Consider the following 17,418-nt stretch of genomic DNA (forward strand, 5'->3'; position numbering starts at 1 on the left):
CATTTTACCATGCAGCTATCTTTATAAAAAAAGCTTATGTTTTCTTATTCACCTCCAATTACTTTGATCTTCTCATTTAGCCTATTTTAAATACTAAAATATAAAAATGTCACTCTTCTAATTACACTATAAAATGTTGAACTATTCGCCAAATGCGGAAGTGCCACCAAATGGGTTATCTTCAAATGACCCAGCAGACACCTGTTCGCCAAAAACATTATCATCGAACGGACGGTTACCTCCAGCGTGAGGTGGCTTCCCCCCTCCACCACTCCATGGAGGTTTACCATTACCTGGTTCCCATACCGAGTTCATGCAGATGGCAATCGTTTTATCAAGATTATAAGTACTTATTTCTGGTTTATTATATTTCTTTTTCATACCCACATTCTTTTAGGCACACACAAGCGTTCGTTCGCTGGTCGTCTTTTATTGCTGTATTGCTACATCAATAATTTCATTTCAGAATTGGGTACTACTCCTTCATAGTTACTATAGGAAGAACTAAGGCTTCCAATATTTGTGCCAAAGACAAAAATAGCGCTTCAGCATAGACGCTAAGCGGCCTCATCATCTTCTTCTTTGATTTTGAGATTGCTGGAAACAAAAAACTCCCGCTAAAAATCAACGGGAGTCTGCATTTATTTGAAACCTATATTACTTAAGGCGTTTGATGCCTTTTATCGTTTTATTATCGGTCACTTCCGTTAGACTAATGGCATAACCACCACCCTCGGCACAACGTTGTGTAAGTTTAGATTTATTACTTACTACATATTGCTTAATTTCATATGCCTTGGGATTAGTTTCCCAATGAGCGTCTTTCGCATCGCTATAAACAGTCGCTAAATACTTTTTGCCTGGTGTTAAAAAATCAAATCGTATGTTTGAATCTCTCACTTGATCATCATTAGTGCGACCTACAAACCAATTTTCAGTTCCCTTTTCTTTACGTGCATAGGTAATATAATCGCCAGGTTCTGCCTCCAATACAATTGTTTCGTCCCAATCAATTGCCACATCTTTAATAAACTGAAAGGCATCCAGGTGTTTGGCATAGGTCTCTGGTAAATCAGCAGCCATTTGCAGTGGGCTGTACATGGTTACATACAAAGCCAACTGACGAGCAATGGTTGTTCTCACACGTGATCCGTTATTGGGATTATACTGGCTAACATCCGTTTCAAAAATACCAGGTGTATAATCCATTGGCCCACCAATTTGACGGGTAAAAGGCAAAATAGTAGTATGATTAACATTGTTACCTCCAAAGGCTTCATACTCGGTACCACGCGCACTTTCGTTACCAATTAAATTAGGGTATGTTCGGCAAAGACCTGTTGGGCGCACTGCCTCATGGGCATTTACCATAACCTTGTATTCGGCAGCTTTCTCAATGGCATATTGATAGTGGTTTACCATCCACTGACCATAATGCGTTTCTCCTCGCGGAATAATATCACCCACATAACCACTTTTTACCGAATTGTAGTTGTTATCAGCCATAAACTGGTAAGCCTGATCCATATGGCGCTCATAGTTACGAACCGAACCCGATGTTTCATGATGCATCATAATACGAACGCCTTTACTCTTGGCATAATCACGTAACATCTCCACATCAAAATCAGGATAAGGTGTTACAAAATCAAAAACATAATCTTTCGATTTTCCAAACCAGTCTTCCCAACCTTCGTTCCATCCCTCAACCAATACGGCATCAAAACCATGCTCAGCAGCGAAATCGATATAACGCTTTACTTTAGTATTATTCGCTGAGTGTGTATCATTAGGCACTGTTTTGGAATAATCAGTTTCGCCTAGCTTCACACTTGCAACATCAGTGTAGCTCCACGACCCTTTCCCTGTAATCATTTCCCACCACACACCAATGTATTTCACTGGTTCAATCCACGATACATCATCATATGCACAAGGTTCATTTAGGTTAAGTGTGATGTTCGACATTAGAATATCTGCTGCATCATCGCTCACTATAACTGTACGCCAGGGCGAAGTACAAGGTGCTTGTAAATATCCCTTATCTCCCCGCGCGTCTGGTGTTAAATGTGACTCAAAAACAAGCTCATCATCATCTAACTCAAGATGCATACATGCATAATCAAGAAGAGCTGCTTCGTGCAGGTTAATGTAAAGCCCATCGGCGCTCTTCATCATTAATGCCGTTTGAACCCCAGTAGCTGAAAATGGCGTTTGCGATGCGTTAGGTGTAATGGCCTTATCCATCAATCCGCGAATTTCACTTAACTTTGATTCCATATAATCATATTCCTGGGTATCATAGTCGCCCGGAATCCAAAAGGTTTTATGATCACCTGCCATAGCAAACTGAGTACGCTCCTCTTTAATCACAAAATAACTCATATGCTCTTGTTCAGGAAACTCGTATCTAAAACCTAAACCATCGTCAAATAGGCGAAACCGAACGAGTATAATTCGCTCTGACGTCTTTTGTTGCAGAGTCACAGCCATTTCATTATAATGATTTCGTATAACTTTTGTTTCTCCCCACACAGGCTCCCAAGTATCATCAAACGAAGATTGATCAACAGAGCTGATTTTAAAGTCGGTCAATAAATGCTCGGCATCCTTTAATTCCAGGCCAAGACGGCTCTCTTTAATAACCGCCTTACCTTTATAACTTAATTGGTATGTTGGTGCTCCATCTACCAATTCAAAAACCATTGATAGCTGCCCATTGGGCGACTTTAATTCTTCTGCCTGTACTCCAAGCACTAATACCAAGAACAATTGTGCGATTAGAAACTTCCTCATATTTTTCTATTTACATTGATAATACACCTATAAAACTATCCTCTAGATACTTACAATTCGATTAAGTAATAGTCACTTAGCCAATGTCAAAGTTATAGTGTTTTCAACTCTTTTGCCTGATTCACTGCTATAACTCTTATTCTCCAATTACAAAAACCAAGGTTACTGAACACACCCTAACTGCTCATTATGTGACGATTAAACAAATATCAACTACAAATATCTAAGAATTAAAATTAATGCATTTTATTTTTAGGAATTGGTCACAAACGTTTGCAAAATTGAACTCCCAAGACGGCATGACGTGAGCAACTATCAATAAATTTTTATCTTTAAGCATAAAAACAAACAAGCATGAAATACACACTTTTATTCTTAGCTCTTTTATCCAGCTATACTACAACAATAGCTCAAACGGTTAAAGCCATCACTCAACACGGAGAGACTGTTGTTTTGTATGAAAATGGCACCTGGAAATATGAAAAAGATGTGCAGCTTAATAATACGCCAGCTACAACTCCAGCAGTGGTGGCAGAAGCGGCTGTCCTGACTGATATCACTATTGACAATACCAAAGAAGTAACGTCAGAGAAGCAAGAAGTATTTAATGCTGTCAGCAAAAAGCTATCCCGTTTTTTTGGTGACGAAAAAGGAAAAATTCACTGCTCTGCAACCGCTACTAATACAAAAGGTAAAATCACTTTAAATTTTGAATTTATGGTGCCAGTGGGTGATGCTAACCGATATTTTGGTTATTCAGCTCAAGACAGAATAATGTCATTTAAACTATCGGATGGCACCATTTTACACAATGCTTTTACAGACAATGTGGAGCAAAACTTTATTGAAAAATGGAATATTTCGTACTACAAAGCTTCGATAGTACTCAGTAAAGACGATGTGAACAAACTAATGCAACAATCTGCTATTTCTATGTCTATTGATTGGAAAAAGACAGAAGAAGAATATTCAATTGATAAAGTTAAATGCATTCAGCATCTTCTTAAAGAAGTAATATAATACTGATGGAACAATTAGGTAAGGTTGGCTTGGCCCTTGGAGGCGGTGGTGCCAAAGGCTTTGCGCACATTGGCGTAATAAAAGCCTTGGAAGAATATAAAATTCCCATACACCAAGTAGCGGGCACCAGCATGGGATCCATAGTTGGCGTTTTACATTGCGCGGGTTTCTCTGCCAATCAAATTCTTGCGTTCCTAAAAGAAGAAAAAGTTTGGAATTGGTTTAAAATTGATATTCTGAAAGGTGGCTTAGTGAACCTAAGCGGTGTAAAAGAAGCACTATTCAAATACTTAAAACACGAAAGCTTTGAACAGCTTCAACTACCATTTTATGTTACGGCCAGTAACCTTAATACGGGTAAAGCAAAAGTGGTAAGCGAAGGCGAGCAATTGTTAGAGTGGGTGACAGCCAGCTGCAGTGTACCAGTGGCATTTAGTCCGGTTATTATGGATGGGTACACCTATGTAGATGGTGGTATATTTCTGAATTTACCAGCGGAACCCTTGATGTATGTATGTGATACCGTAATAGGATCAAGCGTTATACCTGATAAGAAAATTAACAACATTAAAAACGCCAAAGATGTAGCCGAACGTGTTTTTAATCTATCTATTATTCAAAATCAGCGTAGTAGTAAACTCCATTGCGATTATTTTATTGAAGCCAAAAAACTGAATAATTATTCGATGTGGGACTTTCATAAATTTGAAGAAATAGTGGAAATTGGCTACCGCAATGCTATTAAAAAATTAGAAAAAGATATACTGCCAAATATGAAAGGCAATACAAGTATTAAACAATAATTTTTAATCCAACATACGATGAATTCACACGAGATAGATTATGAAATTAAAGGCCATGATGTTCAGTTTGTTGAAATAGAATTAGACCCACGAGAAACGGTAATTGCCGAGGCTGGAGCCATGTTGTTTATGGAGGACGGGATTCAGTTTGAAACCAAAATGGGAGATGGCTCCAACCCCTCGCAAGGTTTTCTTGGAAAATTGGCCGCTGGCGCATCACGCTTAATTACTGGTGAATCGTTATTCATTACCCATTTTACCCATCATGGATTTGGAAAGAAAAGAGTGGCCTTTTCAGCTCCTTACCCTGGCACCATAGTGCCATTGGATTTAGGTCAAATAGGGGGACGTGTAATAGTGCAAAAGGATGCTTTTTTATGTGCCGCTTTGGGTACTAAACTATCCATGCATTTTAACAAACGCATTGGAGCTGGCTTTTTTGGAGGTGAAGGATTTATCTTACAAAAATTAGAAGGTGACGGCAAAGCATTTATTCATGCTGGCGGCACATTGGTTGAAAGAGAGCTCAAGGGGGAAACTTTAAGAGTTGATACCGGCTGTGTGGTTGGTTTTACTGAAGGTATAGATTTTAGTATTGAAAAGGCAGGTGGTTTAAAATCAATGGTATTTGGTGGCGAAGGCATGTTCTTAGCTACTTTGCGAGGCACAGGTAAAGTATGGCTTCAATCCATGCCTATCAATAAACTGATAAGAGCTATAGCCCCAATGGGTAAAAATTCGGGCAAAGAAAGTAGCGGTTTACTTAATGAACTTTTTGAATAAAAAATAGTTATTTCGAGTTGTTTGGGACAGCACTTTCCCAAGCAACTCACTCAAAGTTCAATAAGTCTTAGAGAACTTTAAACGCACCCTCAACCTTCAATAGACATAAATCTCATTCTCATTCATTAATTAAGGTTAACACAACATCATTTGCCTGCAGTATAACAGTTGTTGAAGTAAAGCTTTTCACCTTCCATCGCTTATTTAAAATTAACAACTCATTGGTAGCAAAAACTAGTGAAATAAACAGTTTCTTTTGCTTGTCCTCATCGTAATAGTATTCCAGTTCTTCATCTGGATGAGGTCTATTCTCATCTTTATAAAACAAAGCATACGATCCCTGACTTGAGTTGGTAATACCTGGACAACAACTTTGAGCCACTGCACTCACATTATTGAAATCCGAAAATGTCAATTGGATGCCAGCTTGATCAAGCACCCCCTCCCCTAAGGAGTGTTTAAAACTAGTTTGCCAAACCCCTTTTGTTAAGGCATTTGATAAAATTTCTTTGGATGATAGCAGTTCGTTATCACTTGAGCAACTAAGGCAGAAACCTAAATACCAAACTGCTAAAAGAGCAATAATTCCTTTCCGTTTCATAGCATATAGTTTTATAGAAAGTTACTACTCTAATTTTGCCTTAACGTTAGGCAAATATTAGCTAATTATTAAAAGTGATGGTTGTCAAAAACTAAAGCAGTAAGCGGCTCCTAAACAAAAACACCTTTTAATCTCCAACTGCATATCTACCAAAAAGAAAAAGGCAGCGATAAATACCGCTGCCTAATATTCTGCATTCAAGTTTCTTTTGCTATCGGTTGAAATACGTTGCTACAAATTGCAGAGCTGCATTGGTATAAATGGTATTTTCATTGGATGAGTAACTTTCCTCATTATCGACAAATACGCGCGCGGGTGGTGTATCTTCAGAAAATATTTTTTGCAAAGCTTCATCGTTACGAAACTTATTTGGCCCTCCACTTAGTATACCAGGTATTGGTTCTGCATTTAAATCAGCAACAGTTGGTGCATGATGCAAGTGCAAAATACGATTGGTACCAACACCAGTTACATAGCTAATTTTGTTGGGATTCAAACCAAATATATAATCCAAATGATGCGCAGCCAAGTGAGCACTTTCTTTACTTTCTAAAACATGAGCAGCCATTACAAGGTTCATGGCCTTGAACAAAACTGTACCATTTGAGCCCCAAGTGAAATCATCAGGCTTCATCCCTATTCCAAAACCATCGCCTTCTGCTATTTCAATATGTTTTTGAGAATACGCTTGTAATCCTTCCCTCAACTCACTCTGAAGGTTAGTCAAGTGCTTATCATCAGCCATTAAGATGGAGTAAAAACCTAAAGCTGTTGGGTTTATCCACCCAGCTTCGCTAAACTGACTTTTAAATATCGTATTCAATTCATTAAAATCCTTGAGGTACTTTTTCTTGCCTGTTAAAAGGTACATTTCGGCGGCTGCCCAAATACGCTCATCTTTGTCATAAGCATCTGAGTATCCACCTGCTTTTGTATCTGCAGGGTTCTTAAATCCTCCAAGCGGAAAAATATCCCTATTATCTTCAAGGTATGAATAGGAAAGCAAAGCCGCTTTCTGACACTTCTCAGCCAAGTGAGGATCAAGTGATTTAAAAATACGAGCTGACTTGGCCATTATGGCAGCAAAATCGGCGGTGGCAGTTGATGACACCTCATAAATATACTGTGGTACATTACCTTCCGATGGCATAATAAATTGCACATAATCCTTAGTATGTACCTTTTCATGCACAGCCCCATCTGCTCGTTGCATTTTAAACAACCAATTCAATTCATAAATAACCTCATCCAACAAATCAGGCAAGCCATTGCCACTTTCAGGAATATTCCAGTTATCAGAATCCCATTTAGCCTTGTTTAACTCGTATGATGCATATAAAATTCCAATGGTTACCGAACCTGGTGCTACATATTTTCCATAATCACCAGCATCGTGCCATCCGCCTGTCATATTTTTTGCTCCATTTTGCGTACAATTTGGATGATAAAAACAATCATCGGTATGACAAAGTTCGCGAGCGTAAACACCTGCATATTGTTCTTCTATCGGCATGCCACAACGCTGTAAAAACAAGGCTTTGTTGGCCAGGTTTAACACATTAGTATAAACATCCTCGCCAATAGGAAACACAAAGGAAGTAATGCCCGAATTAAGAGATGAATGAACACGAACCAAATATTTACCTGGTTCAGAAAGGGCTGTAAAATCACCTTCAAACAAGGTCATACCACTACAGGGATCATCTGTTTTTCTCAGTTTAAACTCCCCTTGAAATGCAATTTGGCCAGTTTGAGTATTGATCACATCGAAACGCTCTGCTCGATAATCGGTTAAAACTCTTTTGCTTTGATGCGTGGTGTAGCCAACTTGATTGACATAAATGTTTTGTTGAGCATAAACAGACGCGTAGCTCAATAGAATAGCCATCACAAAGATGACTGTTTTAATTGTTCTCATTGTTTAATTATTTAAGGTTTCTCAATCCAAAAATAATCAATAGTATTACTTTTAAAGCAAAATGAATGAACTATAATTTAGGATTTTATGCAAAAATGGTTGACTGCACTATTTATCAGATGCTGATAATTCGTATAAATCATTTAAGAGATTACGCTGCTCTTTCAATAAACGATGAGCTTCTTCCAATTTCACCTCAACAAAGCGCATGGTATCTCCTGGTTTCATCTGGGCCAATTTATGTAAGTCAGCTGATATTACATGAGCTATACGGGCATAGCCACCAACTGTCTGCCTATCAGCCATCATAATAATGGGCTGCCCTTCGCCTGGCACTTGTATGGTACCAAAGGCAATGGCCGAAGAGATTATATCAGCTTGCTGATTTTTATGGCTTATTACTGGACCTGTAAGCCTATAACCCATCCTATCACTTTGTGGACTAAGCGTGTAAATTTCGTTTAAAAAGTTATAAATACCATCCTTGGTAAAGCGCTCCCTATCTGGTCCCGCTACAAAACGCAGTTTTACATGCTTCGGATAATGTGGAATATTTTGCTCTCTCACTTTTCGCAGCGAAACAGGTGGCACATTACTTTTTAAGGGAATGGAATCATCTGGCTTTAAAGCTCTCCCATTAAAACCACCCAGGCCTCCGCGCAGATAGGTTGAGTGACTCCCCATGACTTTTGGCAAGTTAAATCCACCTGAAATAGCCAAGTAAATCCTTAATCCTTCAGTTACTAAACCTATTTTAAGAACATCACCTGATACCACTTTATAGGATTGATGACATGAAATATCTGTTTCATTTAGTTTCAGCTCACAAGCTCCTCCTGCAGCAGCCAAGGTATATGAACCATTAAACTTTAATACAGGCCCTCGCATTGTAATTTCCAAACAGGCTTCACTTGCTTCATTGCCCACTAAAATATTGGCCATCTGGAGCGCGAAGGTATCCATCGCTCCTCCCACGGGCATACCTATATGTTGGTAATTTGGTCTCCCCAGGTCCTGGATGCTCGTAAACAAGCCAGCCTGGATAACATCAATACTACTCATATGTCAGTTCTTTGGTTTGAATGACTGGATTATAATTACCTTCTTCTATCTCCTGCTCAATCAGCTTATATTCTTGCTCACTAATTGCTTCAAACTGGATATAGTCGCCACTTTGAACCAACACAGGTGGTTCACGATCAGGAGCAAACATTTGCAAGGGGGTTTGACCTATAATTTGCCAACCTCCAGGACTTACAATGGGATATATTCCCGTTTGATTTCCTGCAATTCCAACCGCCCCTGCATTTATTGCTTGACGGGGCACTTCTTTACGGGGCGTCTCTAATCGGGGATTTAAACCTCCCAAATAAACAAAGCCAGGCGAAAAACCCAACATATAAATTAGATAGGGTGCCTCACAATGTAGGTGCACAAGCTCCGCCGTAGACATTTGGTTATAGTTTGCAACGTATTCTATATCAGGAGCGATAGCACCTTGGTAACAAACTGGTATTGATAAAACATTGACTCGTTCACTTTTCAGATCATCCTCTTCTAAATCAATTGATTTAAGTGCATCAATCAGCTTTGCATAGGCTAATGATAAAGGATTGTAATACACACAAACATCGGTATAGGTACAAATTACTTGTGTAATGCCTTCCAAATCCAACTTATGTACCTGCTGTGCGTATTGTTTAACCCTACGGTGCAATTGAGGAGAAATAACATCTCCCAACTTAATTATAAACGATTGATCGCCGTTAACCTGAATAATTGGTTTCATGAAATCATTAATTAATGGATGAAACAATAATATCTTCGTCCGCCAAACTTGCATTCAGCTTTTTAGCAAATTGTAGTGCTTCAGCATTATCACCATGAATACATATTGTGTCGGCTTTTATGGCAACTTGCTTACCATTTATGGATGTTACCTCATTATTAAAAAGCATATCCCTTACTTGCTGCACACACACAGCCTCATCGTGAATTACAGCTCCATCATGCGAACGCGGAACTAAAAAACCATTATCGGTATACCTTCTATCGGCAAACACCTCGTTACAGACCGGTAAATCAATCATTTGGGCAGCTTTTATCATTTCCGAATTAGCTAGACCCACCAACATTAGCTGGTCGTCAACTTGTTGAATTGCTCTGGCAATTACTAAAGCCATTTTAACATCAATTGCTGCCATATTATACATAGCACCATGTGGCTTAACATGTTTCAAAGTACCTCCCAAGGCCTCAGCCATACTTTTTAAAACACTTACCTGATAGAGCACACAACTATACAGCTCATCATCAGTTAGTTTCATCACACGTCTACCAAAACCATTTAAATCTGGGAATCCAGGATGTGCACCAAGCGATACTCCTTCACTCAATGCGGCCTCAATCGTATTTTTAATAACAAGCGGATCGCCAGCATGAAAACCACACGCAATGTTAGCAGAACTGATGTGCTTTAAAATCTCCTTATCGTTACCCAAATGGTAGTGGCCAAAGCTCTCTCCTAAATCACAATTGATATCAATACTTTTCATATGATTATAATTTGCTTTCATTTGCCATATGGAACTCACCAAAATTAACCATGATTCTGTGTGGAAAACTGTTCTCATGGCTCGTTTCATCAGCTCTTAATTTAAATAATCTGTAAAACACTCAGTATACTTTTTAAGCCCAAGGTTAATGTTACGGCAATAACAATAATACCGGCCACATTACTGTAAATAGAATTGGCATACTGTCCAAGCAACTTTTTGCTATTCATTATTACCAATAGAAATATAGCAATAATAGGAAGCAATAGACCATTGGTTACCTGTGCAAACAAGATGGCTTGAATAGGTTTATAACCCAAACTTGCAGCAAAAACGCCTATCACTAATATAACAATCCATATTAACCTGAAATGGGTACTTTTTAAATCTTGCTTCCAACCTAAGATACCAGTAGTAGCATAAGCTGCAGCCAATGGCGCTGTAATGGATGATGACACCCCAGCTGCAAACAAACCAATGCCCAGGAAATATTTAGCCCAACTACCCAAAATTGGTTCAAGTTGAATGGCCATTTCGCCAATACCATTTAAACCTATACCCTGACCGAAAAAAGCAACAGCCGAAGTAATCACTACCGACATGGATATAATACCTCCAAGAGCAATTGAAAAGATTAGATCGAAGCGAGCTTCCTTAATATCCTCTTTATTTTTCCAGCGTTCTTTAACAGCCGAAGCATGTAAAAATAAGTTATATGGCACAACGGTGGTTCCAATTAAACCAACTATGGAAAGAATAGAGTTTTTTGGTACGCTAGGTACAAACATACCCTTTAGTATATCGTAAAAATCAGGACCAATAATTATGGCAGTACTCAAAAAAACAATACTCATTAAAATTACCAGCACAACCAGTGCTTTTTCAATCAGCTTATAACTACCTTGCATTAATAGAATAAACGCCAATACGCCTATTACCACACTTAATACAATTGGATTTACTCCCTCAAAAATAGACGTCAAGCCCAATGAAGCTCCTACAATATTGCCGGCCTCATAAGCCGCATTTCCAATTGCAATTGCAGAAACGATTAAAACGATAGCTAGTACTCTCAGAGCAGGAGATGTTAAACTTGTACGAATGGATTGTCCCAATCCTTTTTGGGTAATGATACCTAAACGTAAAGTCATTTCTTGCAAAAAGATGGTTGCTAAAACCGAGAATAAAAGACTCCAAAGCAAGGCCATACCGAATCCGGCACCAGCCATTGAGCAGGCGGTAATTGTTCCTGGCCCAATAAAAGCCGCTGTTACCAGTCCAGCCGGACCAATTGATTTTAGTTTTGATAATAAGTTTGCCATTCGAATAGATTAATTCATAAATAAGCGCTTCGCTAGTACACTTTAACTGTGGGCTTTGTTGATAAATATAAAGAAAATGAAAAAGAACCCACTGATATACGACCATGAAATGCATCTCGCCCAAACTCTTATTCAAACACAGCAATTATCAATGTGAAATATAAATGCTCATAAAGACACTTTATAGTTAAGCAAAACATTCCACTCTTATTTAAGCCTAATAAATACGCAAATCCCACATCTGTCAGTTTATTACTTAAACATTGACACTTACAAGCACACATATAATCAACTAAAAAATTAGTGAATCAATTTTACGAATATTAAAATATTAAATAATAATCGCTATCTTCAACTGTTCAAAAAACAAAACTAAACTTATGAAACGACTATTCAGCCTGTCCCTAGCAGGCATTTTGGTGCTATTCTCGTGCCAACAATCTACGTATCAAACCAAGCAAAAAACTGACTCCAACGGCTACCCATATGAGTCAGTTAGTAATGACCCTTACAAAGCTCGTATTTACACCCTTGAAAACGGACTTAAAGTTTATCTTACTCGAAACCTTGATGAACCAAGAGTAGCAGCACTAATTGGTGTTAAAGCTGGCTCAACCTTTGAAGATCCTAACGCTACAGGATTAGCCCATTACATGGAACACATGATGTTTAAAGGAACATCAAAGGTGGGCACCACTGATTGGGAAGCAGAAAGTGCTTTACTTGAGCAAATATCTGATTTATTTGAAAAGCATCGCGTAACAGATAATATTGATGCTAAAAAAACAATCTATGCTCAAATTGATAGCTTGTCGCAAATTGCAGCTACCTACGTAGCAACCAACGAGTTTGACAAGTTAAACACAAGTATGGGGGCATCTCGTGTGAATGCAGGTACTTCTTACGAATCAACCGTATACATGTGCGAAGTACCTAAAAATGAATTAGAAAGATGGGCTAAACTGGAGCACGAACGTTTCACTGGCTTGGTATTGCGCTTATTCCACACAGAACTTGAAACTGTTTACGAAGAATTTAATATGTATCAGGATATGGATGGTCAAAGAGCTTTTCAATCGCTAATGGAAGGCTTATTTACCAACCACCCATACGGCCGCGACGTTATTGGATTTCCTGAGCATTTGAAAAATCCTTCAATGGAAGAGATTTATAAGTTTAAAGAAAAGTTCTATATCCCTAATAACATGGCCATCACACTAGCGGGTGACCTGGAGTTTGAACCTACCATTCAGTTGGTTGATCAGTACTTTGGTCAGATGGAAAAGAAACCATATACAGAACCTCAGCTTGCTAAAGAAGAACCAATTACTGCACCTATCATTAAAGAGGTTGTTGGTCCCGATGCTGAAAGTATGGAAATGGCTTTTCGCTTTGATGGTATAGGAAGTGAAGATGAACTAATGGTTGATTTAATCAGCTCTATTCTCTCAAATGGGCAAGCAGGCCTAATTGACCTAAACCTGGTACAAAAACAAAAGGTTCTAAGCGCTTCATCTGGCTCTTGGTTCATGCGCGATCATGGCATCCATATCTTTAGCGGCAAGCCTCGTGAAGGGCAAACATTGGAAGAAGTTAAAGATTTATTATTAGCAGAATTGGATAAAGTAAAACAAGGTGAATTTGAAGAATGGATTATTGAGGCCATTGTGAACAAGTCGCGCCTTAGTTTTATGCAGGCTTTAGAATACCCTTTTTACTCGGCTTATTCCTTAATGAATGAATTTATATCAGGCCAATCGCATGCCGATGTATTGGCCACTCTAGATAAGATGAAATCGATTACCAAGGAACAAGTTGTGGCCTTTGCCAACGCTAAATATGCCGACAACTATGCACTTGTTTACAAACGTACAGGTGATAACAGCGCTTTGGTAAAAGTAGATAAACCAGAAATTACGGCTGTTCCAGTCAATCGTGAGTTACAGTCTGATTTTGCCAAATCATTCTTGGCAGAAGAAATTAGTGATATAAACCCTGTTTTTGTTGATTTTAACACCAAGCTACATAAGCAAGAGTTAAAACCAGGCTTAGAGTTTTTCCACTCAACGAATGAAAACAACGGTTTATTCCGATTAAATTACATCATCGACCTTGGTAAAAACAACAGTTTACAATTTCCTTTGGCAGTGGATTATCTTCCTTTATTAGGAACCAACAAATATTCGCCAGAGGATTTACGTAAAGAACTATTCAGATATGGGCTTAGCCTGTCGGTTAATGCTGGTAACGATCGTTGCTACGTAACTATCTCGGGTCTTGATGAGCAATTGGAGCAAGGAATTTCGATGATGGAACACATACTGCACAATGCGAAGGCTGATCAAGCATCGTATGATGAATTTGTGAAAGGGATAGTGAAAAAGCGTGACGATGCTAAGAAAAGCCAGGGCCGCATATTTAATGCCATGGTGGATTTTGGTATTTATGGTAAAAAATCGCCAGGTAAATACCTGATCAGTAACGATGAATTGCAAGCCATTGATCCAAGTGATTTAACCAAGCAGTTGAATGAAATGACCTATTACGAGCACAAGGTATATTATTATGGGCCATCAAGTACAGAAACGGTAACTGGTTTATTGGCGCAACACCATACCACGCCAGATCAGTTAGCTGAACTACCAGAATCATTAGAATTTAAAATGCGCGACAACAGCTCCCAGTCTCAGGTATATGTGGTTGATTATGACATTAACCAAGCGAATATACTATTGTTGGTAAAAGACACCCCTTACGAAACAGAGTTAATTCCGTATGCAGAGGTGTTTAATAATTACTTCGGTTCGGGCTTATCATCGGTTGTTTTTCAGGAAATAAGAGAATCGAAAGCGCTAGCCTATTCGGCAGGTGCAGGATATGTTACCGCCAGTAAAAAGAATAAAGACAACTTTATCTATGGTAATTTGGGTACGCAAGCTGACAAATTAAGCATTGCGACCTCTACTCTTACCGAATTAATGAACGAAATGCCTCGTGCCGAAATGCAATTTAGCCAAGCTTGCGAAGGCATTGTAAAGCAAATAAATACTGAGCGTATTACCAACAAAGACTTATTTTGGGAATACATGAGTAATAACGATCGTGGCATTGATTACGACATTAGAAAAGATGTTTATAATAAAGCACAATCGATTACCCTTGATGATTTTGAGTCGTTCTTTAATGAGCATATTAAAGGTAAGAACTTCACATATATGGTACTTGGGCGTAAAGGCGATTTAGACAAGAAAGCTTTATCTAAACTGGGTAAAGTAAACGAGCTAGCCTTGGAAGATATCTTCGGATATTAAGCTATTTGATTTGAATCCATTAAAAATCCCGGTAAAGTCCGGGATTTTTTTTTATGCCTGTTTCTTAATTTCTTCTCGTATTTGATTGATGACTAAACCGGCAAGCGTAAAGCCAAATATTCCGGTCACGTGAGATAAGCTACCGTTAACCGATGCTTTTTTATTATCCCACTTGTGGTTGACTAACTCTGGCTTACCAGGACCATTGCCATCCATATTCTCTGGCTTGTTTGATGTTTCATCAATTAAATAGGCTCCCTCATTTGCCTGCACTTCATCACTAAAAACACAAGGGAAGTCGCGTTCTGGCATGCCGCGTCGTCTAACCACCTTACGCACCTTACGTGCCAAAGGACAACCTGTCACATTCCAAAATGATTCTACTTTTATGCGGGTTGGATCAACTTTAAGCGCAGCCCCCATTGAAGATACAAAAATAGCTTTAGTGGCTGCTGCCATTTCTATTAAATAAGCTTTACTACTAAGGCTATCAATGGCGTCAATTATAATATCATAGTCATCTAAATTAAACAGATGCCCTGTTTTGTAACTATATATTTCTTGTATATCGTTGATGTTCGCCTCTGGATTAATTTCCAAAAGGCGATTTTTAAGAGCTACCGTTTTTACCTGACCAACAGTTTTGGTGGTGGCCATCATTTGCCTGTTCACATTGGTTATGCATACCCGATCGCTATCAACAATGGTTAAGTTCAATAAACCGGTACGAATTAAACTCTCTGCACACCAACTGCCAACTCCACCTATTCCGAACAAAATTACTTTTTTACCTGCTAAGGCAGACATCATCTCCTTACCAAGCAATAATTCTGATCGATGATAAATATTTTTACTCATACTATGCTCTAATCTTTGGGCGGCAAAAATAATAATTTTCTACATTTTCACACACCATCAAAACAAAGATCGCAACAGCACAATGGCATCTATTTATCAGACAGTTAAATATTAATCTCTCGATCTCTAAAACCTAGTAAATACAAAAGGGCATCTAATCCAATGGTAGAAATATGATGTTTTGCTGATTCTTGCACTTTAGGTTTTGCATGAAATGCAATACCCAATCCAGCCAATTTCAGCATGGGCAAATCGTTGGAACCATCTCCAACTGCAATTACTTGCTCAAGGTGGATATCCTCTTTAAAAGCCAATAGTTTTAGTAGCTCGGCCTTTTTGTCGCCATTCACAATTTCTCCTTTGTGCTTGCCTGTCAATTTCCCATTTTCAATTTCTAACTCATTGGCAAACACGTAATCAATATTTAATTTATTTTTTAAGTAATTGCCGAAATAGTTGAAGCCACCTGATAAAATAGCCGTTTTATAGCCATATTTCTTTAAGGTTTTAAACAAACGCTCGGCTCCTTCCGTAATAGGTAAGTTCTCAGCAATCTCTTTCATTACGGACTCATCCAGACCTTTAAGCAGTGCTACCCGCTGTATAAAGCTCTCGTCAAAATCAATCTCGCCACGCATGGCTGCTTCGGTTATTTCTTTTACCTGATCCCCAATCCCTGCCTTTATTGCTAACTCGTCTATTACTTCCGTTTGAATCAGCGTCGAATCCATATCAAAACAAACCAAACGACGATTACGACGAAAAATATTATCGGCCTGGAACGCAATATCAACACCTGCTTCTTTCGAAATATCGATAAACTGCTGCTTCATATCTTCCTCACTAATTGGCGTACCTCTCACCGAGAATTCAACCACTGACTTATCATTCCCCTCATGATCGTCGAGCAAAACACGACCGCTCAAACGAGAGATATAATCGATATTCAAACCTTGATTAGAAATAATCGTAGTCACTTGCGATAATTGATCGGCCGTTAATTTGCGTGATAATAAAGTAATAATGAAGCGGTCTTTTCCCTGATGACCAACCCAATCTTTATATTTTTCTTCGGTTACTGGCGTAAACTTAAGGTTAAGTCCCAATTCATATGACTTAAATAATAACTCCTTTAGTACAGGAGCCGACTCTGATGACTCTGGCACCTCAAACAAAATACCAAGCCCGAGATCCTCGTGTATAACCGCCTGCCCAATATCCAGTATATTAACACCATATTGCGATAAAATACCAGTTAGAACAGCCGTTAATCCTGGTTTATCTTCCCCTGATATATTTAATAAAATGATTTCTTTGCTTCGGTGCATGAGTATAAATTTGATATTAAATGATAGACAAAAATAATAATCTAATACCAAACACACTTAATCTACTGTTAATTTTATCTTACCTATTTTATAATGAGGCTAAAATTATAGGTCGACGCACTG

Annotated in this window: 14 protein-coding genes; 4 read left to right on the plus strand and 10 right to left on the minus strand. The window is 38.5% G+C overall.

The window, feature by feature from the left end; translation table 11 throughout:
- Positions 1 to 141: 141 nt before the first annotated feature.
- Both FNN09_RS15120 and FNN09_RS15125 read right to left on the minus strand, forming a co-directional pair.
- Entirely contained in the window at positions 142 to 381 is a 240-nt protein-coding gene (locus tag FNN09_RS15120; protein ID WP_143303209.1) for a hypothetical protein, read from the minus strand.
- Positions 382 to 657: 276 nt separating this feature from the next.
- Positions 658 to 2,796, minus strand: coding sequence for a glycoside hydrolase family 97 protein (locus FNN09_RS15125; RefSeq protein WP_143303210.1), 2,139 nt, complete (start codon positions 2,794 to 2,796; stop codon positions 658 to 660).
- Between the two features lie 354 nt (positions 2,797 to 3,150).
- Between FNN09_RS15125 and FNN09_RS15130 the strand changes: the two genes are divergently transcribed.
- The 3 genes from FNN09_RS15130 to FNN09_RS15140 are packed head-to-tail and all read left to right on the plus strand — an operon-like array spanning position 3,151 to position 5,402.
- The gene (locus FNN09_RS15130) at positions 3,151 to 3,816 is read left to right on the plus strand and encodes a hypothetical protein (protein WP_143303211.1); all 666 of its coding nucleotides are present in this window, start codon (positions 3,151 to 3,153) and stop codon (positions 3,814 to 3,816) included.
- A gap of 5 nt (positions 3,817 to 3,821) precedes the next feature.
- Positions 3,822 to 4,619, plus strand: coding sequence for a patatin-like phospholipase family protein (locus FNN09_RS15135; protein ID WP_143303212.1), 798 nt, complete (start codon positions 3,822 to 3,824; stop codon positions 4,617 to 4,619).
- Between the two features lie 18 nt (positions 4,620 to 4,637).
- Positions 4,638 to 5,402 (plus strand): TIGR00266 family protein, encoded by a 765-nt coding sequence (locus FNN09_RS15140; RefSeq protein WP_143303213.1) that lies wholly within the window; start codon positions 4,638 to 4,640, stop codon positions 5,400 to 5,402.
- 118 nt (positions 5,403 to 5,520) lie between these two features.
- On the opposite strand, the gene FNN09_RS15145 is transcribed toward FNN09_RS15140, so the two are convergent.
- The 6 genes from FNN09_RS15145 to FNN09_RS15170 all read right to left on the minus strand — a co-directional run bounded on the left by FNN09_RS15145 (position 5,521) and on the right by FNN09_RS15170 (position 11,798).
- Complete coding sequence (locus FNN09_RS15145; RefSeq protein ID WP_143303214.1) at positions 5,521 to 6,003, minus strand: hypothetical protein; 483 nt, start codon at positions 6,001 to 6,003, stop codon at positions 5,521 to 5,523.
- Positions 6,004 to 6,214: 211 nt separating this feature from the next.
- Positions 6,215 to 7,921: a glycoside hydrolase family 9 protein gene (locus tag FNN09_RS15150; protein ID WP_143303215.1), complete on the minus strand. Its 1,707-nt coding sequence runs from the start codon at positions 7,919 to 7,921 to the stop codon at positions 6,215 to 6,217.
- 108 nt (positions 7,922 to 8,029) lie between these two features.
- On the minus strand, positions 8,030 to 8,983 hold the full coding sequence (locus FNN09_RS15155) for a biotin-dependent carboxyltransferase family protein (protein ID WP_143303216.1): 954 nt from the start codon (positions 8,981 to 8,983) through the stop codon (positions 8,030 to 8,032).
- Positions 8,976 to 9,710: a 5-oxoprolinase subunit PxpB gene (gene pxpB, locus FNN09_RS15160; protein WP_185969031.1), complete on the minus strand. Its 735-nt coding sequence runs from the start codon at positions 9,708 to 9,710 to the stop codon at positions 8,976 to 8,978. Before pxpB ends, FNN09_RS15155 begins: the two co-directional genes overlap by 8 nt.
- A gap of 7 nt (positions 9,711 to 9,717) precedes the next feature.
- Positions 9,718 to 10,476 (minus strand): LamB/YcsF family protein, encoded by a 759-nt coding sequence (locus tag FNN09_RS15165; protein ID WP_143303218.1) that lies wholly within the window; start codon positions 10,474 to 10,476, stop codon positions 9,718 to 9,720.
- 101 nt (positions 10,477 to 10,577) lie between these two features.
- The gene (locus FNN09_RS15170; RefSeq protein ID WP_143303219.1) at positions 10,578 to 11,798 is read right to left on the minus strand and encodes an Nramp family divalent metal transporter; all 1,221 of its coding nucleotides are present in this window, start codon (positions 11,796 to 11,798) and stop codon (positions 10,578 to 10,580) included.
- A gap of 380 nt (positions 11,799 to 12,178) precedes the next feature.
- On the opposite strand from FNN09_RS15170, the gene FNN09_RS15175 reads away from it, so the two are divergent.
- Complete coding sequence (locus FNN09_RS15175) at positions 12,179 to 15,109, plus strand: pitrilysin family protein (RefSeq protein ID WP_143303220.1); 2,931 nt, start codon at positions 12,179 to 12,181, stop codon at positions 15,107 to 15,109.
- Between the two features lie 51 nt (positions 15,110 to 15,160).
- Here FNN09_RS15175 and FNN09_RS15180 read toward each other — a convergent pair whose 3' ends face one another.
- Both FNN09_RS15180 and serB read right to left on the minus strand, forming a co-directional pair.
- Positions 15,161 to 15,967, minus strand: coding sequence for a ThiF family adenylyltransferase (locus tag FNN09_RS15180; RefSeq protein ID WP_143303221.1), 807 nt, complete (start codon positions 15,965 to 15,967; stop codon positions 15,161 to 15,163).
- Positions 15,968 to 16,071: 104 nt separating this feature from the next.
- The gene (gene serB / locus FNN09_RS15185; protein ID WP_143303222.1) at positions 16,072 to 17,295 is read right to left on the minus strand and encodes a phosphoserine phosphatase SerB; all 1,224 of its coding nucleotides are present in this window, start codon (positions 17,293 to 17,295) and stop codon (positions 16,072 to 16,074) included.
- Positions 17,296 to 17,418: the final 123 nt, after the last annotated feature.

It is taken from the genome of Carboxylicivirga sp. M1479 (genome assembly GCF_007097485.1).
Lineage (GTDB): Bacteria > Bacteroidota > Bacteroidia > Bacteroidales > Marinilabiliaceae > Carboxylicivirga.